We start from the raw sequence: 22,880 nt of genomic DNA on the forward strand, positions 1-22,880 counted from the left end.
TAGTAGATGGGACACACTCTCAATCTCAATCACTTGAAAAATCAATACACGCGGTAGATCAGATCAATATTTCTATGCAAAATGTGGGAGATAAAACAAAAGAAGTGGTAACACAAGCTGAAAATATCAAAGAAATTGTGAATGTAATTAAAGATATAGCAGATCAAACCAATTTACTAGCTTTAAATGCAGCTATTGAAGCAGCTCGTGCAGGTGAGCATGGACGAGGGTTTGCAGTGGTAGCTGATGAGGTACGTCATTTAGCTGAAAAAACAGAAAAAAGCTTAGGAGAGATAGAGGCTAATGTTAATATTTTAGTTCAAAGTGTTAATGATGTTTCTATATCAATGCAAGAGCAAACTCAAAGTATTACACAGATTAATGATGCTATAGTTAATTTAGAAGATGTTACAAAGGAAAATGTAGAAATCGCTAATTTTACAAACGAAGCTACCAAAGCCGTAGGAAACATCTCTCAATCTATATTAAAAGAGGTAGAAAGTAAGAAAATTTAACTTTATAGAGCTTATTGTTTTGTAAATTTAGTTATAATTTGCGCTTTTGAAAAAAAGGTAAATTATGATAGAAAGAACAAAAATAAGCTCTAATTTTGGTTGGTTTATGGTTATTTTAGGTGGTTTGGTTGAGTGTTTTTGGGTGAGCGGTTTAAAATACTCAACTGAAATTTGGCATTATGCTTTAACAGCTATTGGTGTAAGCATATCTTTTACATGTTTTTTAAAAGCTTGCGAAAGACTTGAAGTAAGCATTGCTTATAGTGTCTTTGTGGGTATTGGCACAGTTGGAGTGGTGCTTAATGAGATGTTTATTTTCAATGAGCCAACTTCCATTACTAAGCTTGCTTTAATAGCCATTTTGCTTTTAAGTATCATAGGCCTTAAAATCATTAGCAAGGAAGCTAAATAATGGAATGGTTTTTTTTATTTTTAGCGACTGCTTTTGAAATTTTTGGTGTGATTATCATGAAACAACTTGTAAGCACTAAAAATAAGCTTTATCTTTTAGCTTTGATAGTGTGTTTTGGTTTCTCGTTTGGGTTTTTAAGCCTTAGTATGCAAAGCATTGCTATGAGTGTGGCTTATTCTATATGGACAGGAGCTGGAACTGCAGGCGGGGTTATCATCGGAGTGCTTTTTTACAAAGAAAGTAAAAGCTTTTTAAAGCTTTTTTTAATTGCCCTTATTATTGCTTGTACTGTGGGTTTAAAAATACTTTCATAGGCTTAAAATGAAAATATACATTAGTGGTATAGACACAGATGTTGGTAAAACTTATCTAAGTGCTAGACTTTGCAAGGAATTGGGTTTTGATTATTTTAAGCTTATCCAAGCAGGCACGCCAAAAGATAGCGAGGTAGTAGCTGAGTTTAGTCCAAAAACTAAGATTTTCAAAGAAGGTGTGTTTTTAAAAACCCCTGCTTCCCCGCACAAAGGTAGGATTTTAGAAAATTTAAGCTATAAAGCCTTTGATATACAAATTCCACAAAGTGACAAACTCATCATCGAGCTAGCTGGCGGGCTTTTTTCGCCCCTTGATGATGAAAAAACAATGATTGATTATATGAGTGCGTTTAAGCACCCTACGATTTTAGTCGCAAAAGACTATCTAGGAAGTATCAATCACACGCTTTTAAGCATAGAAGCACTAAAACAAAGAGATATTAAAATCCTTGCTTTAATCTTAAAAACCCAAGATACTTTTAGCAAGGATTTTATAAGTAAATACGCTAAAATTCCTATCATAGAATTTGACGATAAAGTGTGCGAAAAACTTTCAAAAATCCTTGAAAATTTCTCTTAAAGACTGCACGACATAATTAATTTCATCTTCATTTATAACATATGGTGGCATGAAATAAATTGTATTTCCAAGTGGTCTTAAAAGCAATCCTTTTTCTAAGGCTCTTTGAAAGACTTCAAGTCCTGCTCTTTGGTATTTGCTTTTTTGTATATCAAATGCACTTACCATGCCTAAATTTCTAAAATTTCCTAAAAAGTCAAATTCTTTTAAACTCTCCCATTGAGTTTTTATAAAAGCACTTTTGATTTTATTTTTTGCGATGATATTTTCTTTTTCAAAAATATCCAAAGTCGCATTAGCCGCCGCACAAGCTAGGGCATTACCTGTGTAGGAGTGAGAGTGTAAAAAGGCCTTTTGGCTTTCATAGTTATCATAAAATTTCTCATAAATTTCATCTTTAGTAAGCACCACTGAAAGTGGTAAATACCCACCCGTGATAGCTTTAGAAAGACATATATAATCAATGCTTTGTGAGCAATAATCAAGCGCAAACATTTCCCCTGTGCGTCCAAAACCTGTGGCTATCTCATCAAATATCACTTGCACACCATAATCTTTAGCAAGTTTAACTGCCTCATCTAAATACCCAAGCTCGTACATGTGCATATTACCCGCACATTGAAGTAAAGGCTCAAGTATAAAAGCACAAATTTCATGATGATGATTTTTTAAAATACTTTCTAAAATTTCAAGTTCTTTTGTATAGTCCTTGCTTGTTGGCACAGGTGTTGTGATACTTTTTAAAAGTAAAGGCTCATAAGTTTTTTTATAAAGCGCTACATCGCCAACGCTTAATGCGCCTAAGGTTTCTCCGTGGTAAGAATTGCTAAGCGATAAGAATTTATCCTTTTTAGAGCCATTGTTTAGGTGGTATTGAAAACTCATTTTTAAAGCTACTTCTATGACTGAACTACCATTGTCTGCAAAAAAGCATTTATCAAAAGGTAAAAGCTTACAAAGTCTTTGCGAAAGCTTTATGATAGGCTCATGTGAAAAGCCCGCAAGCAAGACATGCTCTAAATTTTGAAGTTGATCTTTGATTTTTTCATTGATGTATTCATTACAATGGCCAAAGATATTTACCCACCAAGAGCTAATGCAGTCTATGTAAGATTTTTCATCAAAATCATACAAATACACCCCCTTAGCCTTTTTTATAGGTATTAAAGGTAAAAACTCATGATCGCTCATTTGCGTGCAAGGGTGCCAAATGTGTTTTAAGTCTAGTTCTTTTAAATTCATTTTTACTTCTTTGATTTTTATTACTAATGATACTACAATTTTTACTCAAATTTATGCTTTAAAATGAAAAAGGATTATTTAGAAAATATTTATATAATTAGCTTTTATCTTAAATTTAGAGGTAAAGTATGAAAAAAGTATTGATTATCTTAGTGATTTTATTTTTGAATTTTGCATACTCGCAAGAGGATTTGGTTGAAAAAGGATTTAAAGCTTATGAAAGTGGTGATCATATAAACGCTATAAAGTATTACAAACAAGCTTGTGATTTAAATAATGGTTTTGGTTGTGGCAATGTTGGTGCTATGTATAATTTTGGTGAAGGGGTAAAAAAAGATAATTTTAAAGCGGTAGAATTTTATAAAAAAGCTTGCGACTTGAACGATAGTTTAAGTTGTTCTAATCTTGGTTTTATGTATCAAAATGGACAAGGTGTAAAAAAGGATAATTTTAAGGCAGTAGAATTGTATCAAAAGGCATGTGACTTAAATTTCGGCTTAGGCTGTACCAATCTTGGCGCTATGTATGTAGGTGGAAAAGGTTTAAGAATAGATAATTTTAAAGCAGTCAAATTATATCAAAAAGCTTGCGATTTAAATGATGGATTAGGCTGTATTCGCCTTGGATTTATGTATGGGTTTGGAAATGGTGTTAAAAAAGATATTTCCAAAGCTTTAGAGTATTTTGGCAAAGCTTGTGACTTAAAAAATGAAGATGGGTGTATGCTTTATGCAAATTTTAAAGAACAATTTTAGGTTCAAATATGCAAATTGCACAAATTTTAGATGAGTTAAAGCAACAAGATAATTTTAGAATTCTACGCTCATTAAAACATGAGGGGAAATATGTCGTTTATAATGGGCAAAAATTGCTAAATTTAGCAAGCAATGATTATTTAAATTTAAGCAATGAAAAAGCATTAAAGCAAGATTTTTTAACACATTTAAAAGAATTTGAATTTTCTAGTTCAAGTTCTAGAAGCTTGAGTGGAAATTATGCGATTTTTGATGAATTTGAAAGCTTTTTAGAAGCTAAATTAGGCAGAAAAATCTTGCATTTTAACAACGGCTATGCCTTAAATGTTAGCTGTTTGCAAGCTTTAGCAAGCATTAAAAATACTTTATTTTTAGCAGATAAGCAAGTGCATGCAAGTATTATTGATGGTTTAAGGCTTGGCGGGGCTAAATTTATAAGATTTAAGCACAATGATATAAAGCATTTGCAAAGCTTAGTGCAAAAGCATTATAAAGAATTTGAAAATATCATCATCGTAAGTGAAGCGCTATTTAGTATGGATGGAGATTTTGCGCCTATAAAAGAATTCATAAATTTAAAAAAAGAGTTTAAAAATATCAAAATTTACATCGATGAAGCTCATAGCATAGGTTGTTTTAATGATGATGGTTTGGGTTATGTGAAATTTTTGGGTTTAGAAAAAGATGTTGATTTTTTAGTTTTTACTTTTGGTAAGGCTATAGCTTCAATGGGTGCTTGTATGATAAGCGATGAAAAAGATTTTTTTGTAAATAAAGCTAGAGCTTTTATATACTCTACGGCCATAGCTCCTATAAATGTGGCTTGGACTTTGCATGTTTTTAAGCATTTGCATGAATTTAGCGCTCAAAGAAAAGAACTTTTAGAGTTAAGCACTTGGTTTAAAAATGCTTTAGCAAGTAAAGGTGCAGTTCTAGGCGAGGCTTATGTGATATCTTTTATTTTAGGGCAAAATGCACTAGCTAGTGAAATTTCACAAAAGCTTTTAGAAAATGGTATTTTCGCACCTGCTATTAAAGAGCCAACCGTAGCTAAAAATACAGCTAGAATTCGCTTTTCTTTGCATGCTGGTTTAGTGAAAAAAGACTTAGAAAAGGTTTTGGAGGTATTTTGAAAACTCATTTTTTACATGAAAATGCAAATTCATCTGAGTTGATTTTATTTTTTTCAGGATTTTGCTCGCATTTTAGCCATTTTACGCATTTAAAAAGTGATGTAAATGTTTTAATGGCGTATGATTATACGAGTTTTGATTGGGAAATTGATTTTAATAAATTTGAAAAAATCACTCTTGTTGGCTTTTCTATGGGGGTTTGCGTGGCGAGTAAAATTTTAAAAGATATAAATTTTTATAAAAAAATAGCCATAAATGGCACAAATTTACCTATAAATGATGAATTTGGGATCAAAAAAGCCATTTTTAAACTTACTATGAAAAGATTTGCTTTAGAAGATTTTAAAGCAAATTTATTTGAAAAAAGAATGAGTTTAAGTGATGAATTTTACTTTGAAAAAAACGAGCATTTAAAAGCAGAACTTTTAAGTTTATATGAGTTTTGCACTAAGGATTTAAATGAAAATTTCACTTGGGATAAAGCCATAATTAGCAAAGAGGATAAAATCTTTCCACCAAAGCATGTTTTAAATTTTTTCAAAGAAAAGGCAATGTTTATCGATGAGCCACATTTTATATTTTTTAAATACCACACTTGGGAAGAGCTTTGCAAACTTTCATAAGAGCAAAAGACACTTATAGCGCAAATACGCCTGTGCAAAAAGATATGGCTAAAGAGCTTTGTAAAATGCTTAGTGAGAATGATTTGAGCGATTTTGAAGCGGTGTTTGAGTTTGGCTGTGGGGTAGGGGTTTTTAGCAAGGCTTTGCAAGAATGCATTAAATTTAAGCATTATTTTTTAAATGACATTTATCCTTTTGAAAATCCTTGTAAGTTTGATGAATTTGGTGTTTTTGATATGAATGAGCTTAAAAATCATCATTTTTATACGAAAAAATTTGATCTTATAGCTTCAAATGCTTGCGTGCAGTGGTTAAAGATAGATGAGCTTTTAGAAAATCTTGCAAATATGTTAAATAAAAATGGGATTTTGCTTTTTTCTACTTTTGGAGAAAAAAATTTCACTCAAATAAAGCAAAGCACTAATTTATCACTTGAATATTTAACTTTAGAGCAAATTACACAAAAACTTTCTAAAAATTTTAAGATTATAAAAGCAAAAGAAGAGTTAAAAGAGTTAAAATTTGATGATACTTTAGAGCTTTTTAGACATTTGAAATTAAGCGGGGTGAATGCTTTGAGTGAAAAATTTTTCATAAGCAAGGCATTTTTAAAAAACTATGAAAAAGAATTTCAAAATACCTTGACTTATCATCCTTTATTTTTTATGTGTCAAGTTTGTTAAATTTGATAGATATTTTTTTGCTAATTCTTCTCTTAGATAAAGCTTGTTAAAATCACTTATATCCATACATAAAGCAAAAGCATAAATTTGATGAGTTTTTTTGTCTTTTATAAAACCTACGATTTGTCCGTATTTTTCTTTTCCCCAGCCTGTTTTTGCAAAAAACTCATAATGGTTATTTTCACTAAGTTTTATTATATTTATAATTTCTTTTTGTATATTTTTAGGATAATCTAATTTTAGATTTGCTAGTTCAAAAAGTAAGTTTGCTTGTTCTTTAAGACTAATTTGTAAAGAATCATCTATCCAAAATTCGTCGATTTTACTTATTTTTTGGTTGCCATAATTAAGTTTATTTAAGTTTTTTTGCATTTTTTCCAAGCCTATTTTTCTAGCTAGTTCTTTATAAGCAGGAACTTGGGATCTTTGCATAGCTAGGGCTAAGCTTGCATCGTTTTTCCAAGAAGGTAAAAACACTTTTTCACCTTTGTAATGATAAAAAATCTCATTAGTATTTTTCACAACGCCTTCATTCAGTGCGATTAGGGCATTGAAAAGTTTAAAAGTGGAGGCAGGTAAAATGCGTTTGTTTGCTTTTGTAAAATCATTACTATAATAATCCTTGCCATCATAAATTATAAAAACTCCACTTTCATTGTAATCTTTAAAAAGATCTTTTAAATTTTCATTTGCCAAGGCAAAAGAGCAAAAAAGGCTAAAAAGCAAAAGTATTTTTTTCAATTTATTTCCTTTTTCATGAAGAAATTTTTTAATTCTTGTTGATCTCTTATAGCAATGTTTTCTTTGATGATTTTAAATCCTGCTCTTAAAAAGAAATTTTTAGCACTAAGGCTAGCAAAAGTATAAATTTCACTATAAGGGTAGTTTTTAAGAGCAAATTCTAATAAAACTTTGCCATAACCTTGATGAGTATAGTTGGCATGAGTAAAGCAAAGATCGAGCGTTTTTTCTTCTAAATTTATACTTATAAAAGATATGATTTGGCCTTTTTCTTCATAAACAAAGCCTAGTTGATTTTGAAATTTTTCTTCCCAAGCTTTTTGGTTTATATTGATCCAAGCATGAATTTGTTCTTTTGTGTAATCGTTTTTACAAAGAGTGGGTGCGCTTTGCTTAAAAAGCTTGATACAAGAAGCTAAGTCTTTTATATCAAGCTTTCTTATCAAGCACTTTCCTTAGAGCTAAAGAAGCTAAAGCAAGTCCAAAAGAGGCTGTCACTCCCATAAATGAGCCAAGATCTTTACAATGAGCTTCTTCATCTGAAAATACCACATCAAAATCCCCTTTAAAGCCTGATTTTCTAAGCTCATAGCGGAATTTTTTAGCTAGGGCATCGCCATGTGTTTTAAATATGCTTGTCGTTTTAATACGCGTTGGATCAAGCTTTCTAGCTCCACCGGTTGATGAGATAAAAATTTGCTTTTTCAAATCAACCAAATTAGCCAAAGCAACCTTAGCAGGTATATCATCAATCGCATCAATGATAAGATCAAATTCGCTCAAATCAAAACTTTTCAAAAAATCATCATCGATTTTACTAACTATACCTTTAGCATTGTAAATGCGTTCAAAAACCTTAGCTTTTTCCTCGCCTATATTTTCACTATGAAGTTGGCGGTTTTGATTAGTAGTTTCAAATTTATCCGCATCGATTAAAGTTAGATTGCTAAAGCCACTTCTAAAAAGCGCATCAACGCAAATTCCACCAACTCCACCTAAACCACAAACTAAAACTTTGGTATTTTGAAATTTAATAAAATTTTCTTCATTAACAAGCCATTTTATACGCGTGTATCTATCCATTTTTCATCCATTTTTTGAGATTTTTCATTTGACTATAAGCTGTTAGATCAAGCATTACAGGGGTTATTGTGGCATAGCCTTGTTTTAAAAGTGCTATGTCTGAGTCTTTTTCATTTTCATGATCAAGATTAGCAGCAGCTAGCCAGTAGTATTCTACACCTCTTGGATTTGTATTTGAGTGTGCTTTATAGCTATAAATTCTTTTACCTGCTTTGCAAATTTTTAAGCCTTGAAAGGCTGTTTTGCTAGAAGGAAAGTTGATATTTAAAAATTCTTTTTTATCTAAAGGAAAGCCCTTTTCAAAGATATTTTTGACTATTTTTTTAGTAAGTTTTAAAGCAAGTTTATAATCAAGCTCTTTTTGATTATCTTTGTAAAATTGCGATAAAGCAATGGCAGGAATTCCATGAAGTACTGCTTCCATAGCACCTGCGCAAGTTCCTGAGTAGGTTATATCCTCGCCTACATTAGCTCCTTTATTGATTCCACTTATGACAAGATCAGGTAAACGCTTTTTATATAAAGCATGTAAAGCTAGATAAATACAATCTGCAGGCGTGCCATCATCAAGCTTGTAAAATCTTTTACCAACCTTATGAAATCTTAAAGGCTTAGTTAGTGTTATGGAGTGTGAGCATGCTGATTTTTCACTAGCAGGAGCTACTATGGTAATTTTAGCTTTAAAATGCTTTCTTAGCATTTTTATAAGCTTTTTTAAACCCTCACTTTCATAGCCATCATCGTTTGTTATTAAAATTTCTTTCATGTTTTTTCCTTTTTTTAATTCTAACACAAGTAATACAATATTTTTTTATTACTAAATTGTTTTTTCATTTTTTAAATATTAAAATTATAGTTTTGATTAATTTTTTAAAGGAAAGAATGATGTCAAAACTTTTACTTTTTAGTGCTTCTGGCTATAAAGATAGTGCTTATTTAAGTCATACTAGAGAATTTATAGATGATTTTTTAAAAGAAAATTCCATGAAAGATGAAGAAATTCTTTTTATACCTTATGCGGGTGTTAGAAGGACTTATGATGCTTATGAAGCTAAGGTAAAAGAAGGCTTGAAAAAAGATAATATCAAATCATTACACCATTTTGAAAATTTAAAAGAAGCGATTTTAAATGCAAGGGTTTTTTAGTAGGTGGTGGCAATAGTTTTATGCTTTTGTATAAATTATATGAAAATGATTTGCTTGAAGTGTTAAAAGAGTGTATTGAAAAAGGGGCTTGTTATATAGGTTGGAGTGCAGGCTCAAACATAGCAGGGCTTAGCATAAAAACAACTAATGATATGCCTATTGTTATGCCAAAAAGTTTTGATAGTTTAGGGGTTTTTCCTTGTCAAATCAACCCACATTTTATTGGCGGGAAAATTCCTGGACACAACGGAGAAAGTAGAGAAGAGCGTTTGGAGGAATTTTTGATAACTAATCCAAAAGACATTGTTTATGCTATACCGGAGGGTTCTGCATTAAAAGTGCAAGATGGTAGCTTAAAAATCATAGGTCATCATGATGTGTTAAAGCTAAGTCATCCTTTTAATGTGGAATATTTAAAAGTTAATCAAACAACTAAAATCTAAAGGAGAAAAATGCAAACTTTTTATCTTTTAGCTGCGATTTTTGGTATTGTGGCTGTGGTTTATTTGCTTATTAAAAAAGTAGAAACAAAAACAGCTTTAATTAGTGTTGGTTTTATTTTATGCTTGATTTCACTTAAGCCCATTGAAGCTTTGAGTGCTTTTACACATGCTATGGTGCAACCTGCTTTGATTAAGGCAATTTGTGCAAGCATGGGCTTTGCTTTTGTGATGAAAGTGACTAAATGCGATAAACATTTAGTTAAACTACTTACAACACCTTTGAAAAATGTAGGATTTTTCTTAATCCCACTCGCTTTTATGGTGACTTTTTTTATTGCTATTGCTATACCTTCAGCGGCAGGATGTTCAGCTGCAGTTGGTGCGACTTTAATACCGCTTTTAATGGCTTCAGGTATAAAACCTGCCATGGCAGCAGCAACAGTGCTTTGTGGAACTATAGGAGGAATTTTAAGTCCAGGTGTTTCTCATACGGCTTTGATTTCTGAAATTTCGGGGAAAAATATACAAGAAATTGTTTTAACTCAAACTCCAAATGCATTAACAGCAGGGGTGATAGTGATGATTTCTTTGATGATTATGGCAGTGGTTTTTAAAGACTATCAAAAAGGACAAGTTTTTGAAGTGGCTAATCAAAGTAAGACTGAAGATAATATTGAAAAAGTAAATGTATTTTATGCGCTTATGCCTTTAGTGCCTTTAATTGTGCTAATTATAGGCGCAAGTCCTTTAAATGATTATGAGTTTTTAACATGGACAAAACAAGTTGGAGTTGCTGAAGCTATGCTTTTAGGGGCGATTATAGCTTTAGTAGTAACTATGAGTAAGCCTGATAGTATTTTTAAAGAGTTTTTCAATGGTATGGGAAAATCTTATGCAGAAATCATAGGGATTATCATAGCTGCTAGTGTTTTTGTTGCAGGTTTAAAAGCATGTGGTGTAATTGATATCATCATAGAATGGCTTAAAAATGAACAACATTATGTGCGTTTTGGTGGAACTTTTATACCATTTTTAATGGCTATGGTTACAGGTAGTGGTGATGCTGCTGCTATGGCGTTTAATAAGGCTGTAACTATTCATGCTCAAGATCTTGGTTTTGATCAAGTTAAACTTGGTACTGCAGTGGCAATGTCAGCAGTGCTTGGAAGATACCTTTCGCCTATTTTGGGAGCTTGCATTATCGTTTCAGCTATAGCAGGGGTTAGCCCTTTAGAAATTGTTAAAAGAACTGCTTTAGGTTGTGTTGTTTCGGTGGTTGTAATTGCTTTTGTGTTATTATAAATTTAAGCCTTAAAAGGCTTAAATTTATTTTGCGGCTAGGATGATGATTTCTTGTATAACTTTGCTTGCTGCTTTTAAAGATTTAACAGGTAAATACTCATAAATAGAATGAAAATTATGTGCTCCTGTAAAGATATTTGGACAAGGCAGGCCTTTTTCTGAAAGCACCGCTCCATCATATCCTCCACGCATAGGAATGATTTTAGTTTTGATATTTAAATTTTCATAAGCTTGTAAAGCAAGTTTAATAGGCAAAGATTCGGTTGTTTTTAGACTATTAAAGACATTTTTATAACGATCGTTAAGCTTAATGTTAATTCTTTCTTCTCCGTATAGCTTTTTAAAACTATCATTTAAATCTTGCAAAAATTGCATTCTTTGTTTGTATTTTTCATCATCAAATTCTCTAACATCTATTTTTAAAATAGTTTTAGCGCTATTTCCTTGGAGCTCTTTAACCCAAAAATATCCTTCTTTGTTTTCTGTATATTCAGGTGCTTCACCATTTGGAAGCATAGAGATAAATTTGTGTGCTAAAAGTAAAGAATTAACTAATTTTCCTTTAGCGCTCATAGGATGAGCAGATTTTCCTATAAATTCTACTTCACAATCTCCTGCATTCCAATTTTCATAAATAAACTCTCCTATCTCACAACAATCTAAACAATACCCAAAATCAGCATTAATTTCTTTTATATCAAAAGCTTTTGCCCCTCTTAAACCTTGCTCTTCATCAGGTAAAAAGCAAGCATAAATATCACCATGTTTAATATCAGGATTTTTAACAAAAAACTCAAGCATATCCATAATCGCTGCAATGGCTGCTTTATCATCAGCTCCAAGTAAGCTTGTGCCATCGGTGTGGATGATATCATCTCCTATGTAGTTTTTAAGTTCTTTAAATTCACTTTCTTTTAGATAAAGATCTAAGTTTTTATTTAAACATATATCCCCACCTTGATACTTAGTGATTTGTGCTTTGGTATCGTTAGTTTGCTCCATACTTGTATCTAAATGTGCAAAAAAGGCTATTTTAGGAGCATTTGGAGTGTTTGCTGGTAAAAGAGCTGTGGTGATGGTGTTTTCTCTTCTTTTGATATTTTTTAAACCTAGTTCTTGTAGTTCTTTTTCAAGTAATTTTGCAAGCTCCATTTGATTAGGGCTTGATGGCATAATGCCTTTAGCACCATTTTCTCTACTTGTGGTGGTGTTTATTTTAGTGTAATTTATAAATCTTTGAACAATATCCATAATTTTTCCTTTAGATTAAAATTAATAAATTATAACAATTCATTTTTTAAATATTTGATAAAACTAAGAAAAAATTATTAAATGATATTTTCTATCAAAATTTGTTTAAAATTATGATAATATATTTAAATTTATATTTTTTAAGGAGAAGAAATGCAAAAACTTAAATTTATAATGATATTAAGTGCATTTATAACTTTTTTTATTGGATGTTCTTCTAAAGAGCAAATTAATCCTTTAGGGCGATCTTTGGGTGCTGTGAACGATAGTGATCCTTTGAGTATAGGTAAAAATCCTACCCCACCTGCTAAACAAAAAGCACCAATTTTGGTAGAGGGTGAAAAATTTCCGGCCATACCACTTGAACCGCCACTAATAAAAACAAATACTTTCAAAGGAGATAATCCTATAAAAGGACCTTTGCCAAGATTGACATCAAAGAATACTTTTAGTGAAAGTTCGGTATTTGAAAACAGAGGTTTCCCAAGTGATTTTGTAACTATCATGAATCCTAATGGTTCAGCTTTAACTGTGTGGGCTTTAAACCCAGGAAATTGGATTTGGGGTTATAGTTTAGACAATAGCAAGAGTTTTGGAGACGCTAGAGTGTGGCAAGTTATAGAATTTCCTGCTAATTACATAATGCTTAAAAATGCAAAAACCAATACTTGTTTAAATGCTTATGGAAATGGCATTGTGCATTATCCTTGTGATCAAAGTAACCACGCGCAATTTTGGAAATTATTGTTAATGAGTAATGAATCTTTTCAAATTCAAAATCTTGCAACACAAAAATGCATTAAAACTCAATTGTATAATGTAATGAAAGACTTTGAGGTTGATTTTTTTAATATTTATTTAGAAGATTGTCTTAAGCCAGGCGAAAAAAATCTAGATAAACAATGGAATATCACAACCCCTGCTTTTATTTCTAGATTTCCATATTAAAAGGAGATAAAATGAAAAAGATATTATTGTTTATTTTTATCTATAGCTTTAGTTTTGGCGCATTAGAAGATTATAATGTAGGAACATGGAATTTGCAAGGTTCATCTGCGGCTACAGAAAGCAAATGGAATGTAAGTATAAGACAGTTGATTAGTGGAGAAAATCCACTTGATGTTTTAGCTGTACAAGAAGCAGGAACTCTACCTAGTACTGCAGTAATGACACCAAGACAAGTTCAGCCTGTGGGTGTTGGAATTCCTATTCATGAATATGAATGGAATTTAGGCTCATCAAGTCGTCCAAATTCTGTTTTTATATATTATTCAAGAGTAGATGTTGGCGCAAATCGTGTAAACATGGCTATAGTAAGTAGAGTGCAGGCTGATGAAGTTATAGTATTACCACCTCCAACTGTTGCTTCAAGACCTATTATAGGAATTCGTATAGGTAATGATGTATTTTTTAGTATCCATGCTTTAGCTACTGGAGGAAATGATGCTGGTGCTATTGTAAGTGCTGTGGATATGCACTTTAGAAATATGCCACAGGTTAATTGGATGATTATGGGAGATTTTAATAGAGCGCCAGGGGATCTTGTGCCATTACTTGATGCTGATTTAAGATCACGTATAAATATAGTCGCTCCTTATTCCTCTACTCAAACTAGCGGGAGAAGGGTTATTGATTATGCTGTAACAGGAAATTCAAACCAAAGTACACTTTATACACCTCCTTCTATATTGGCTATTTTGGCAGCGGCAGGACTTAGAAGCTTTTTGGCTTCTGATCATTTTCCTGTAAATTTTAAGAGATTTTAGGAGAATATAATGAAAAAAATATTTTTGTTATTATTTGTATGTATTAATTTTGTTTTGGGTGCAGATTTACTTCCTGGATATTTACCAAATTATACACCCATGTTTGCCATGAGATCTCTTGATACTGGAGTTTCACTCAGTCCTCTTAGAAATACTTCTTCTAAGCTAGAAGATCAGAATTGGATTTTAAGAGAAATCGTTCTTGATGATGAATTAAAACAAAAAGATCCTTTGTCTAAAAAACTTCCTTTTGGTTATGTTCAATTTGTTAACCCAAGCAATGATGATTTGTGTTTGGCTGCTACAAGTGGATCTTTTAAGTTGAAATCTTGTTCTAATGATTTAGAATTTAAGCATCTAGAAACAGTTTTTTCTATCATTCCTACTACAACATCTGCTGTGCAAATTCGTTCGGTGGCTATGGATGGTGCAAAATGCATAGTTTCGCTTAATTCTTCAGCACCTTTAGATGAACGTTTTGGCTTGGAACCTTGTATTGTTGATACAGGTGCTTCGCTAGGACTTAGACAGCTGATGTTTTTTACTCCTGCTATCGTTGAAGCAACTCCGCTTTATTAAAAATTTACTTGCTATTTTTAGCAAGTAAATTTTTACTTTTCCTAGCATAATATTTATTCATTTTTTTAAGTCAAAAAAAGATATTATTTTAACTTTAAATTTAAAGGTAAAGCATGGATTATAAAAAAGCATTTTATTCAAAATTAGAAGATTGTTATTTAGGTGCGAAAATCAAAAACTCGCAAAATCAAGCTAAAAATGGTTTTACAAATTTACTTGTTATAAAAGAAAAATATTTTCAAAAAATCAAAGACTATTTAGACACACAAAATCTTTATACAGATACTTATAATAAACTTTATAATTTTTTTAGCACCTATTTAAACGAAACAGGAACGCCGTTTTTTTACGATACACCTATGTATAAAAATATCTATGCAAGGGTATATTCAAATTCAAAAGACACAAGTCTTTTTTATAAAACACAAAATTTATACTATGTAAAATCAGATACTATTTATAATCCTTTAAGCTTGCAAAGTGAAGATAAAAAATACACTTTAAATTTTCTTACCGATGAGTATGAGCAAAATGCTGATAATAATAAAAGTAAAATCAATTTTTATTTGCAAAACATACAAGATAGCAATATAAACATAAAAGTGATAAATTCTAAAAATAATGATGACGTAAATGTATTTAAACAAAACTCAAGTGAATTTAGTGATGTTTTTTTAAAGACTTTAAAAAATGCACAAATAAACATAAAAGAAGAAGAGCTAAAAAAGCTTTTTAAAACTTATAAAAAACAAAATGAAGTAGATTTTTTTATCCATAAAAATGCGAAAGAATTTTTAAAAGAACAATTTGATTTGTGGTTGTTTTCTTATGTGAATGATAGCATTACTGATTGGACTAAAGAAAAGATAGATGAGATCAACGATCTAAAACAAATAGCTTTTGCTATCATTGATATGATAGCTGACTTTGAAAATGAGTTAAAAGCTATATGGTTAAAGCCAAAATTTGCTAAAAATGCTCACTATGTATTTAGCTTAGATACTATTAAATCACACTCAAACAACGCTGATGAAATTTTAAACTCCATATATAAAGATATAAATTTTAATGAGCAAATCGCAGAATGGAAAGAATTAAATTTCATAAATGATGAGTTTGATATAAAGGCTATAAATGATGAAAAATACAAATTCTTACCGCTTGATACAAAGTATTTAAGCGAAGAAAATTATTATAAACTTTTGCAAAGTTTTGAAAATTTAGATGAAATTTTAAATGGAGAGCTTGTAAAAGCAGATAATTTTCAAGCACTAAATTCTTTAATGCCAAAATACCAAGGTAAAATAGATCTAATCTACATAGATCCGCCATTTAATACAGGAAGTGACTTTGACTACAAAGATAAATTTCAAGATAGTACTTGGCTTTCTTTAATGCATAATCGCTTGGAATTGGCAAAAGAATTTTTAAGCGATAAAGGAAGTTTTTATTTGCATTTGGATCACAATGCAAATTATCGTGGTAGAGAACTTTTAAATGAAGTTTTCGGGGAAGAGAATTTTGTAAATGAAATTGTGTGGAGTTATGATAAATGGACTAGTTCCGGTTTGAGTTTTCAAAAAAACCATGATTCGATAATGTTTTTTAAAAAAGATAATATAATTTTTAATAAATTAAAAGAAATAACGGACAATTTAAAAGAGAAATATAAAAAAGGATATTCACTGGGAGGAGGATTTGGTAAGGATGGTTTAGTAGTTTATGATAAGAACAATGAGAAAGTAAAAAAAATGATAGATAGTGGAAAATATAAAGTTGTTTACGCTGATGTTGATGGTAAGCCTATGAAAGATGTATGGGCTATTCCTTTTATTAATCCGGTATCTATTGAAAGAATTGAAGTAGAAAATAATCTAACTCAAAAACCTGAAGCTTTACTTCAAAGAATAATAAAAGCAAGCAGTAATGAAAATTCTGTAGTTTTTGATTATCATTTAGGAAGTGGCACGACAATAGCTACTGCACATAAGCTAAAACGCAAATGGCTTGGGGTTGAAATGGGAGAGCATTTTTACAAAGTCATCATCCCAAGAATGAAAAAAGTTTTAAATGGTTTTGTTTGTGGTATAAGCAAAGAAGTAGAATTTAAAGGTGGTGGCGCTTTTAGATACTATGAACTTGAAAGCTATGAAGAAAGTTTAGAAAATTGTGAGTATGAGCTTGATAAAAACTCACTCATAGATTACAGAAAATCACGCAAGCTCATAAAAGCACTCAAAAAAGGCGAAAATATATGTCTTGATATGAAAGCTTATGATAAAGAATTTGATATATTTTTAACGATGTCAAATCTTTTAGGACTTCAAATCAAAAATATTTTTATAGATGAAAATGGTATAAAATCTTGTAAATTTGAAAACGATGAGATTATAAATTTAGAAAATATATACTTAATTAAATATCCAAAACTAAAAAATCTAATTTGGTGGGAGAAATGATGAACGAGAGTGAATTATATATTTATTTAGGACAAGATGAGCATTATATTACTCTTGATGAAATGAATTCGATTGTAAATACTATTAATACAATTAGCAATGATTTGTGTGTAAAGTTGTTATCAAATTATCAAGATATTTCATTGGTTATATATCCATGTGAACAAGGTTCGTTTAAATTAAAAATTAAACATATGTTGTTAACAGGTGTTTGTATTTTGACTTGGCTTAATGAAAGTGAAGCTGGTAGAGCCTTTGTTGAAGGCTTAACAGGACATGAAACACCATATTATTATAAGAGGGCTGGACAAATTTTAGGAGATGTAATAAAAGGTGTATTGGAAAAAGATATATTTACACTCGAAAAAATAAATAACGAATTAGGTAATTGCGGGTATATTTTAGATAAATCTATAAAAGAAAAAAGCGTGTTGTATGAAGCAATCAATAAGAGCAAAACGATAAAATCAATAAGTTTTAACAATGAGAATAGCAATGCAATACCAAAAAAAGATTTTATTAATCATATTAAAAAAGGTGATATTATCCGTCAATTAGAACCTAATTATGAAATATTAGATTTAATAATTTCAAAATCGATCAACACTAAGCAACAAGGAAAATGGACATTTGAATTATTAGAGACTAAAAAAAAGTTTAATGCAAAAATACTAGATAATGTATTTATGTCAAAATTTTTAGATGGTTTTTATCCGCTTAAAGAAGGTAATCAGGATGATATTATCAAGGCTTTATTACGCATAGATACAAAAATAAAAAATGGAAATAAGGAAACGGAGGAATACTTTATTCAAGAAATTTTTAATTTCAATGAAAATAAAATTAAAGTTATTCCTCAAGAATTTGAAAAATATCTGCAAGTAAAGTATGATTATAAAATACCAAGTCTTTTTAATTGAGATTAAAGGTAAAAAAGCTAATGCAAAATAACATTATTTTTTATACTATGCAAGTTAAAAAATTCAAAGCAGGGTTTTATGAACTTGGCGATAGTGTGTATTTAAATCAAGAAAGTTTAGTAAAAACTTTTACATCCTAAGAGAAAATATTGATATGTATATTAAAAACATATTGCAAGATGAGTAGTTACAAGAATTTTCAGTGTGTAAAAAATTCTTACATGCTGCAAATGATAAAAACAATTAAAGCTTTAAAGGAAAAATAATGGCTAAAGCAAAACAAAACACAAGAAAACATTTATTGTTAAATAAATTTATCCATGATAAATCACTAGTGCAAAAACTTGATGAAAGTTATGATTTTGGCAATTTTTCTCAGGCTATAAATTTGCAATTTTATCAGCAAGAAAGTGTTAAAAATGCTTTAGCCATACTTTCTTTTTATATGAAAGATGAGTTAAATTCACATGAATACAATCAAGAACGCAGAAAACTTTTAGAATTTTATCAAGATGAAAGCGAGAATTTAAAACTACAAAAAGAACATATCGCAAGAGCTTCATTTTGGATGGCTACGGGAAGTGGTAAAACTATAGTTATGATCAAACTTATAGCTTTGATACATGAATTCATTAAAAATAATCAATTACCTAAAAAGCCTATCATGCTTTTAGCACCAAATGATAAGATTTTAAATCAATTCAAAGCAAATATAGCTAAATACAACAATCATCACAGCAATTTTATCAAAATAAAAGATTTAAAAGATTTTGAAAGCATAGAAAAAGAAGCTAGTTTGTTAAATGAAGCGGTGGTGTATTTTGCAAGAAGTGATTTACTTGAGAGTGAAGAAAATGTAGGCAAAGATAAAAAAGCAAAAAGATTAAACTATAAAAATTATCTTAATAAAGATGGTTGGTATATATTGTTAGATGAAGCTCATAGAGGCGATAGTAAAACATCACTAAGAAAAAACTATTATCATGAGCTTGCTAGAGGTTTTATCAAAGAAGATGAATTTCCAAAAGGCTTTGTTTTTAATTTTTCTGCTACTTTTGAAGATGAAATAGATTTTATAACTTGTGCTTATAATTATAATCTTCAAAAATTCAATCAAGAAGGATATGGTAAAAATATAGCAGTTTTAAATGAGAATTTAGATTTTAAAAGTGAAAATAACGAAGAAGCAAAAATTAAAACGATTTTAGAAAGTTTTATAATATTCAATGCGATTGTAAAATCAAAAGAAGAATTGTTTTTAAAAAGATCAGACTTTAAATATCATAATCCTTTGATCATAGCAGTTTCTGATAAAGTAAATACTCAAGATGCGGGTATAAAAGCGTATTTTAAGGCAGTGTATAATGTATTAAAAAATAAAGTAGATATACGCAATATAGCTTTAGAACTTTATGAAAAACTTCAAAATCAAAATTTGTATTTTGGTATAAATACACTAAGCGATGATTTTTTAAAATATATAAAAAATGCAAATAATGATGAACTTAGAGAAAATATTTTTTATGCAAATGCAAATGCAAAATTAGAATGTTATAGCATTAAAGGAAATGATAAAGAATTGGCTTTTAAGAGTAAAAATTCAAACAAACCTTTCATGCTTTTAAATATTTCAAATGCAAAAGAATGGGAAAAAGATTTTTTACTTGAGCTTGGGGTAGAAAGCATAAGTGATATATCACAAAGTCATTTTGAAAATATCAATAGCTCACAATCTTCTATCAATATAATGCTAGGAAGTAAGGTTTTTTCAGAAGGTTGGGATAGTAATCGTGTAAATTTAATTTCTTTTATCAATATAGGAAGCATTAATGCTAAAAAATATGTTTTGCAAACTATAGGAAGAGGTGTTAGAATAGAACCTTTCTTAAATATAAGAAAGAGATTAAATGCTTTAAAAGAGATGTTTAAAATCGATGAGCGATGTGTAAATTTAGCATGTGGTTTAGAAACTCTTTTTGTAATGGCAAGTGATAATGAAGCCATAAAAGCTATCATAGAGGGTATAGAATGTGAATTTATGGAAAGTAAGCATTTAAAAGGATTTAAAGAAACAAAATTGTCGTTTAATTTACCTGTGCCAAAATATAAAAATGAAAATAAACTAAATAGTATCTATAGAATTTCAGAAAAAGAAGCAAAATCTTTAAAAGAATTTATAAAATCTTACGATGAGGATGTTTTGATTTTAGAGCAGTGTTTGTATAAAAATTTTAAATATTCTACATTAGAAGAATTTTATAAATTTAGCGAAGGAAAAGAAAGTAAAATTCAATTACTAAGAAACAATGTAGAATTTAATGAAAAAACAACATTAAAAACAATCAATAGTGTGTTAAATTCTAATGCCAAAGTTTTGGATAAATTTGTAAAGCTAGAAGAAGAAATAACGCACTATAAAAATATACAAGCAAAGTTAGATTTTGAAACCGTTCAAAAAATTAATAAGACTATAAAAGATGTTTTAAACGCAAAAAGTGAAGATGAATTAAAAGCAGACTTTGAAAATAAAAAAATAAATTTAGATGAGCTAATGCAAGGTATAAAAGAAAGTCAAAAAAGCAAGGAAGTGCAAAACTATATAATTAGTGCAAAACTTAGCAAGCATTATTATAGCCCTTTAATCATTTACAATAAAAATGATAAAGAAAATAAGATTAATTTTGCCATTTCTAATAAAAGTGAAAAAGAATTTTTAGAAGATTTAGAAAGTAATTTAAAATCATCTTTTTTTGAACAATATGAATGGTATTTTTCTAAATTGGTAGAAAATCAAGATGAAATTTATATCCCTTATTTTGATGAAGAACAGCAAAAAGAAAGAAAATTTTATCCTGATTTTATATTTTGGTTAAAAAATAAACAAAGTGGAGATTTTTTTATATATTTTATAGATCCAAAAGGCTTAAAAATAGAAGATAATCCTAGATTTAAATTAAAAGGCTTTAAAGCAATATTTGAAAATAAAAATTTAACTTATGAAGATAAAAATATAAAAGTAAATTTATTTTTTTATAATAAAAATATCAATAACACTTCAGAAGAAATAAAAGATTTTGTCAAGTCAAATATAGAGGATATTTTCAGATGAAAACCTTTTTAGTTTGTGCTTTAGAGCCTTCAGCAAATTTGCATTTAAAAGAAGTTTTAAAAGCTTATAAAAATGAGTATAAAAAATTTGATTTAGTGGGAATTTATGATGAGAGTTTGTGTAAAGAATTTAGTCTAAATTCCAAGCCACTTTATAGTTCACATGAGTTTAGTGCTATGGGTTTTATAGAGGTTTTACCACTCATTTTAAAAGCCAAAAAAGCTATAAAGGAACTAGTAAATTTAAGTCTTGCTCAAAAAATTGATGCGATTTTATGTATAGATTCTCCTGCTTTTAACATACCTTTTGCAAAAGCTTTAAAAAAAGCAAATTCCAAAGCAAAAAGAATTTATTATATCTTGCCTCAAGTTTGGGCGTGGAAAAAAGGGCGCATACCTATCATAGAAAGTCATTTTGATGTGTTAGCTTCTATCTTGCCTTTTGATGGTGAGTTTTTTAGCAAAAGCACTTATGTAGGTCATCCGCTTTTAGATGAGATAAAAGAGTTTAAAAATCAAGAAGATATAAATTATATATTTTCAAAAAAAGATGATGAAAAAATCATCGCTTTTTTACCAGGATCAAGAAAAAGCGAAATAAAACGTTTAATGCCTATTTTTAGAGAATTAAGCACTAAATTTAAAGGTAAAAAAATCCTTTGTGTGCCTGAGTTTAATTTAAAAAGATTAGATCTTTATGGGGATATAAATGATTTTGAAATTCAAACTAATACTCCAAAGGTACTAAAAAATGCTGATTTTGCTTTTATTTGTAGTGGTACAGCCACGCTTGAAGCAGCTTTGGTTGGCACGCCTTTCGTGCTTGCTTATAAAGCTAAAGCTATTGATGTATTTATCGCAAGATGTTTTGTAAAACTCAAACACATAGGTCTTGCAAATATCTTTTTAGATTTTGCAGGAAAAAGCGAGCTTAATCCTGAATTTTTACAAGAGCAAGTGAATGTGGAAAATTTATATCAAGCTTATCTTAAATACGATTATAAGGCATTTTTTGATAAAGTAGATTTTTTAAAAGAATATTTGCAATTTGCAAGTGCAAAAAATTTAGCTAAAATACTTTATGAAATCAAATAAGGATAAATCATGCAAAAAGAACCTATGAGTAAATATGGCTATGAGAAATTAGAAAAAGAATTAGAACATTTAAAGAAAGTTGAACGCCCAAAAGTAGTAGAAGAAATAGACATAGCAAGAAGCCATGGTGATTTAAAAGAAAACGCAGAATATCACGCAGCTAGAGAAAAACAAGCTTTTATAGAAGGAAAGATAGCTGAACTTGGGGATTTGATCTCAAGAGCGCAAATCATCGATCCATCTTCTTATGAGCATGATAGTGTAAAATTTGGCTCAACTGTTGTTGTAGAGGATTTAGAGAGTGAAAAACAAAGCACTTATACTTTAGTAGGGGTAAATGAGGGAAATTTAGAAAAAGGTTATATTTCCATTAGCTCGCCTATTGCTAAAGCAATGCTTGGTAAAAAAGAAGGCGATGATTTTAAAGTGCGTTTGCCAAAAGGCGAGAGTGAATTTGAAATCATTTCTATAGAATACAAAGCTTTGGAATTTTAATGCAAAAAGAAAGATACTTTGATTTTATTATTAAATATTTTCCATATATATCTTTGATTTTTATTTTAGATGTAAGTATTTCATTATGGTGGAGTTATTTAACCTTTGAAAGGGAAATTTACGAATGGATATTATTTAAGGCTATAAAAAATGTATTTATAGTGTTTATACTAGAAATTTTTATCATTCATATATTTTTTCTTTCTTTTAAAGAAAGAGCTAGGTATATTGTATA

25 protein-coding genes and 1 pseudogene are annotated in these 22,880 nt (G+C 29.7%); 20 read left to right on the forward strand and 6 right to left on the reverse strand.

The window, feature by feature from the left end; all coding sequences use genetic code 11:
- Positions 1–116: 116 nt before the first annotated feature.
- From L8W68_RS08250 to bioD, 4 genes and pseudogenes are all read left to right on the forward strand, one after another.
- Positions 117–515 (forward strand): annotated as a pseudogene (locus tag L8W68_RS08250) (methyl-accepting chemotaxis protein); the annotation flags it as partial.
- Positions 516–579: 64 nt separating this feature from the next.
- Positions 580–927, forward strand: coding sequence for a DMT family transporter (locus L8W68_RS03085; protein ID WP_039619258.1), 348 nt, complete (start codon positions 580–582; stop codon positions 925–927).
- Positions 927–1,241, forward strand: coding sequence for a DMT family transporter (locus tag L8W68_RS03090; protein ID WP_039619256.1), 315 nt, complete (start codon positions 927–929; stop codon positions 1,239–1,241). The genes L8W68_RS03085 and L8W68_RS03090 overlap by 1 nt, the downstream gene beginning before the upstream one ends.
- Positions 1,242–1,248: 7 nt before the next feature.
- A complete protein-coding gene (gene bioD / locus L8W68_RS03095; RefSeq protein WP_263674969.1) occupies positions 1,249–1,821 on the forward strand; it encodes a dethiobiotin synthase in 573 nt (190 codons plus the stop codon).
- Here bioD and L8W68_RS03100 read toward each other — a convergent pair.
- Positions 1,795–3,063: an adenosylmethionine--8-amino-7-oxononanoate transaminase gene (locus L8W68_RS03100; RefSeq protein ID WP_263674970.1), complete on the reverse strand. Its 1,269-nt coding sequence runs from the start codon at positions 3,061–3,063 to the stop codon at positions 1,795–1,797. The two genes, bioD and L8W68_RS03100, sit on opposite strands and share 27 nt — an antisense overlap.
- A gap of 128 nt (positions 3,064–3,191) precedes the next feature.
- Here L8W68_RS03100 and L8W68_RS03105 point away from each other — a divergent pair, with 128 nt between their 5' ends.
- From L8W68_RS03105 to bioC, 4 genes are read left to right on the forward strand one after another with little or no spacing between them, the layout of a single operon-like run.
- A complete protein-coding gene (locus tag L8W68_RS03105; RefSeq protein WP_263674971.1) occupies positions 3,192–3,818 on the forward strand; it encodes a tetratricopeptide repeat protein in 627 nt (208 codons plus the stop codon).
- Positions 3,819–3,826: 8 nt separating this feature from the next.
- Positions 3,827–4,951: an aminotransferase class I/II-fold pyridoxal phosphate-dependent enzyme gene (locus L8W68_RS03110; protein ID WP_263674972.1), complete on the forward strand. Its 1,125-nt coding sequence runs from the start codon at positions 3,827–3,829 to the stop codon at positions 4,949–4,951.
- Positions 4,948–5,574, forward strand: a complete 627-nt coding sequence (locus L8W68_RS03115; protein WP_263674973.1) for a pimeloyl-ACP methyl esterase BioG family protein — start codon at positions 4,948–4,950, stop codon at positions 5,572–5,574. The genes L8W68_RS03110 and L8W68_RS03115 overlap by 4 nt, the downstream gene beginning before the upstream one ends.
- Positions 5,559–6,257 (forward strand): malonyl-ACP O-methyltransferase BioC, encoded by a 699-nt coding sequence (gene bioC / locus L8W68_RS03120; protein ID WP_263674974.1) that lies wholly within the window; start codon positions 5,559–5,561, stop codon positions 6,255–6,257. Before L8W68_RS03115 ends, bioC begins: the two co-directional genes overlap by 16 nt.
- Here the strand turns inward: bioC and blaOXA are convergent.
- The 4 genes from blaOXA to surE are packed head-to-tail and all read right to left on the reverse strand — an operon-like array spanning position 6,231 to position 8,847.
- Positions 6,231–6,998, reverse strand: a complete 768-nt coding sequence (gene blaOXA / locus L8W68_RS03125) for an OXA-493 family class D beta-lactamase (RefSeq protein WP_263674975.1) — start codon at positions 6,996–6,998, stop codon at positions 6,231–6,233. The genes bioC and blaOXA overlap by 27 nt on opposite strands.
- Positions 6,995–7,444, reverse strand: coding sequence for a GNAT family N-acetyltransferase (locus tag L8W68_RS03130; protein ID WP_263674976.1), 450 nt, complete (start codon positions 7,442–7,444; stop codon positions 6,995–6,997). The genes blaOXA and L8W68_RS03130 overlap by 4 nt, the downstream gene beginning before the upstream one ends.
- A complete protein-coding gene (locus L8W68_RS03135; protein WP_257928357.1) occupies positions 7,428–8,081 on the reverse strand; it encodes a ThiF family adenylyltransferase in 654 nt (217 codons plus the stop codon). The genes L8W68_RS03130 and L8W68_RS03135 overlap by 17 nt, the downstream gene beginning before the upstream one ends.
- A complete protein-coding gene (gene surE / locus L8W68_RS03140) occupies positions 8,074–8,847 on the reverse strand; it encodes a 5'/3'-nucleotidase SurE (RefSeq protein WP_263674977.1) in 774 nt (257 codons plus the stop codon). The genes L8W68_RS03135 and surE overlap by 8 nt, the downstream gene beginning before the upstream one ends.
- A gap of 119 nt (positions 8,848–8,966) precedes the next feature.
- Between surE and L8W68_RS03145 the strand changes: the two genes are divergently transcribed.
- From L8W68_RS03145 to dcuC, 3 genes are read left to right on the forward strand one after another with little or no spacing between them, the layout of a single operon-like run.
- Complete coding sequence (locus L8W68_RS03145) at positions 8,967–9,227, forward strand: Type 1 glutamine amidotransferase-like domain-containing protein (protein ID WP_263674978.1); 261 nt, start codon at positions 8,967–8,969, stop codon at positions 9,225–9,227.
- Between the two features lie 20 nt (positions 9,228–9,247).
- Entirely contained in the window at positions 9,248–9,670 is a 423-nt protein-coding gene (gene pepE / locus L8W68_RS03150; protein ID WP_263674979.1) for a dipeptidase PepE, read from the forward strand.
- A 9-nt stretch (positions 9,671–9,679) separates the two neighbouring features.
- Positions 9,680–10,972, forward strand: coding sequence for a C4-dicarboxylate transporter DcuC (dcuC, locus tag L8W68_RS03155; RefSeq protein ID WP_263674980.1), 1,293 nt, complete (start codon positions 9,680–9,682; stop codon positions 10,970–10,972).
- 24 nt (positions 10,973–10,996) lie between these two features.
- Here dcuC and pepT read toward each other — a convergent pair whose 3' ends face one another.
- Positions 10,997–12,223 carry a peptidase T gene (gene pepT / locus L8W68_RS03160; RefSeq protein WP_263674981.1) on the reverse strand — a complete coding sequence of 409 codons (1,227 nt, stop codon included), beginning with the start codon at positions 12,221–12,223 and terminating at the stop codon, positions 10,997–10,999.
- 153 nt (positions 12,224–12,376) lie between these two features.
- Between pepT and L8W68_RS03165 the strand changes: the two genes are divergently transcribed.
- The 9 genes from L8W68_RS03165 to L8W68_RS03205 form a co-directional block, all read left to right on the forward strand.
- Positions 12,377–13,171, forward strand: coding sequence for an RICIN domain-containing protein (locus tag L8W68_RS03165; protein WP_263674982.1), 795 nt, complete (start codon positions 12,377–12,379; stop codon positions 13,169–13,171).
- An 11-nt stretch (positions 13,172–13,182) separates the two neighbouring features.
- Positions 13,183–13,989 (forward strand): cytolethal distending toxin subunit B family protein, encoded by an 807-nt coding sequence (locus tag L8W68_RS03170; RefSeq protein WP_039629011.1) that lies wholly within the window; start codon positions 13,183–13,185, stop codon positions 13,987–13,989.
- A gap of 9 nt (positions 13,990–13,998) precedes the next feature.
- On the forward strand, positions 13,999–14,568 hold the full coding sequence (locus L8W68_RS03175; protein WP_039629009.1) for a cytolethal distending toxin, subunit CdtC: 570 nt from the start codon (positions 13,999–14,001) through the stop codon (positions 14,566–14,568).
- Positions 14,569–14,681: 113 nt separating this feature from the next.
- Positions 14,682–17,027, forward strand: a complete 2,346-nt coding sequence (locus tag L8W68_RS03180) for a site-specific DNA-methyltransferase (protein ID WP_263674983.1) — start codon at positions 14,682–14,684, stop codon at positions 17,025–17,027.
- On the forward strand, positions 17,027–17,947 hold the full coding sequence (locus L8W68_RS03185) for a hypothetical protein (RefSeq protein ID WP_263674984.1): 921 nt from the start codon (positions 17,027–17,029) through the stop codon (positions 17,945–17,947). The genes L8W68_RS03180 and L8W68_RS03185 overlap by 1 nt, the downstream gene beginning before the upstream one ends.
- Positions 17,948–18,212: 265 nt before the next feature.
- Positions 18,213–21,056, forward strand: coding sequence for a DEAD/DEAH box helicase family protein (locus L8W68_RS03190; protein ID WP_263674985.1), 2,844 nt, complete (start codon positions 18,213–18,215; stop codon positions 21,054–21,056).
- A complete protein-coding gene (gene lpxB / locus L8W68_RS03195) occupies positions 21,053–22,150 on the forward strand; it encodes a lipid-A-disaccharide synthase (RefSeq protein ID WP_263674986.1) in 1,098 nt (365 codons plus the stop codon). Before L8W68_RS03190 ends, lpxB begins: the two co-directional genes overlap by 4 nt.
- Positions 22,151–22,159: 9 nt before the next feature.
- A complete protein-coding gene (greA, locus tag L8W68_RS03200; RefSeq protein WP_039619215.1) occupies positions 22,160–22,645 on the forward strand; it encodes a transcription elongation factor GreA in 486 nt (161 codons plus the stop codon).
- A partial coding sequence (locus L8W68_RS03205; protein WP_263674987.1) for a hypothetical protein occupies positions 22,645–22,880 on the forward strand: 236 nt, incomplete at its 3' end. The genes greA and L8W68_RS03205, both read left to right, overlap by 1 nt.

The sequence above is a fragment of the Campylobacter sp. FU_497 genome, assembly GCF_025772425.1.
In the GTDB taxonomy this organism is placed as follows: domain Bacteria; phylum Campylobacterota; class Campylobacteria; order Campylobacterales; family Campylobacteraceae; genus Campylobacter_D; species Campylobacter_D lari_C.

What these genes read in the sequence shown, in the direction of transcription:
- L8W68_RS03085 (WP_039619258.1), top strand. Translation starts at nt 580, where the DNA reads ATGATAGAAAGAACAAAAATAAGCTCTAATTTTGGTTGGTTTATGGTT.
- L8W68_RS03090 (WP_039619256.1), top strand. Translation starts at nt 927, where the DNA reads ATGGAATGGTTTTTTTTATTTTTAGCGACTGCTTTTGAAATTTTTGGT.
- bioD (WP_263674969.1), top strand. Translation starts at nt 1,249, where the DNA reads ATGAAAATATACATTAGTGGTATAGACACAGATGTTGGTAAAACTTAT.
- L8W68_RS03100 (WP_263674970.1), bottom strand. Translation starts at nt 3,063, where the DNA reads ATGAATTTAAAAGAACTAGACTTAAAACACATTTGGCACCCTTGCACG.
- L8W68_RS03105 (WP_263674971.1), top strand. Translation starts at nt 3,192, where the DNA reads ATGAAAAAAGTATTGATTATCTTAGTGATTTTATTTTTGAATTTTGCA.
- L8W68_RS03110 (WP_263674972.1), top strand. Translation starts at nt 3,827, where the DNA reads ATGCAAATTGCACAAATTTTAGATGAGTTAAAGCAACAAGATAATTTT.
- L8W68_RS03135 (WP_257928357.1), bottom strand. Translation starts at nt 8,081, where the DNA reads ATGGATAGATACACGCGTATAAAATGGCTTGTTAATGAAGAAAATTTT.
- surE (WP_263674977.1), bottom strand. Translation starts at nt 8,847, where the DNA reads ATGAAAGAAATTTTAATAACAAACGATGATGGCTATGAAAGTGAGGGT.
- L8W68_RS03145 (WP_263674978.1), top strand. Translation starts at nt 8,967, where the DNA reads ATGTCAAAACTTTTACTTTTTAGTGCTTCTGGCTATAAAGATAGTGCT.
- pepE (WP_263674979.1), top strand. Translation starts at nt 9,248, where the DNA reads ATGCTTTTGTATAAATTATATGAAAATGATTTGCTTGAAGTGTTAAAA.
- dcuC (WP_263674980.1), top strand. Translation starts at nt 9,680, where the DNA reads ATGCAAACTTTTTATCTTTTAGCTGCGATTTTTGGTATTGTGGCTGTG.
- pepT (WP_263674981.1), bottom strand. Translation starts at nt 12,223, where the DNA reads ATGGATATTGTTCAAAGATTTATAAATTACACTAAAATAAACACCACC.
- L8W68_RS03165 (WP_263674982.1), top strand. Translation starts at nt 12,377, where the DNA reads ATGCAAAAACTTAAATTTATAATGATATTAAGTGCATTTATAACTTTT.
- L8W68_RS03170 (WP_039629011.1), top strand. Translation starts at nt 13,183, where the DNA reads ATGAAAAAGATATTATTGTTTATTTTTATCTATAGCTTTAGTTTTGGC.
- L8W68_RS03175 (WP_039629009.1), top strand. Translation starts at nt 13,999, where the DNA reads ATGAAAAAAATATTTTTGTTATTATTTGTATGTATTAATTTTGTTTTG.
- L8W68_RS03180 (WP_263674983.1), top strand. Translation starts at nt 14,682, where the DNA reads ATGGATTATAAAAAAGCATTTTATTCAAAATTAGAAGATTGTTATTTA.
- L8W68_RS03185 (WP_263674984.1), top strand. Translation starts at nt 17,027, where the DNA reads ATGAACGAGAGTGAATTATATATTTATTTAGGACAAGATGAGCATTAT.
- L8W68_RS03190 (WP_263674985.1), top strand. Translation starts at nt 18,213, where the DNA reads ATGGCTAAAGCAAAACAAAACACAAGAAAACATTTATTGTTAAATAAA.
- lpxB (WP_263674986.1), top strand. Translation starts at nt 21,053, where the DNA reads ATGAAAACCTTTTTAGTTTGTGCTTTAGAGCCTTCAGCAAATTTGCAT.
- greA (WP_039619215.1), top strand. Translation starts at nt 22,160, where the DNA reads ATGCAAAAAGAACCTATGAGTAAATATGGCTATGAGAAATTAGAAAAA.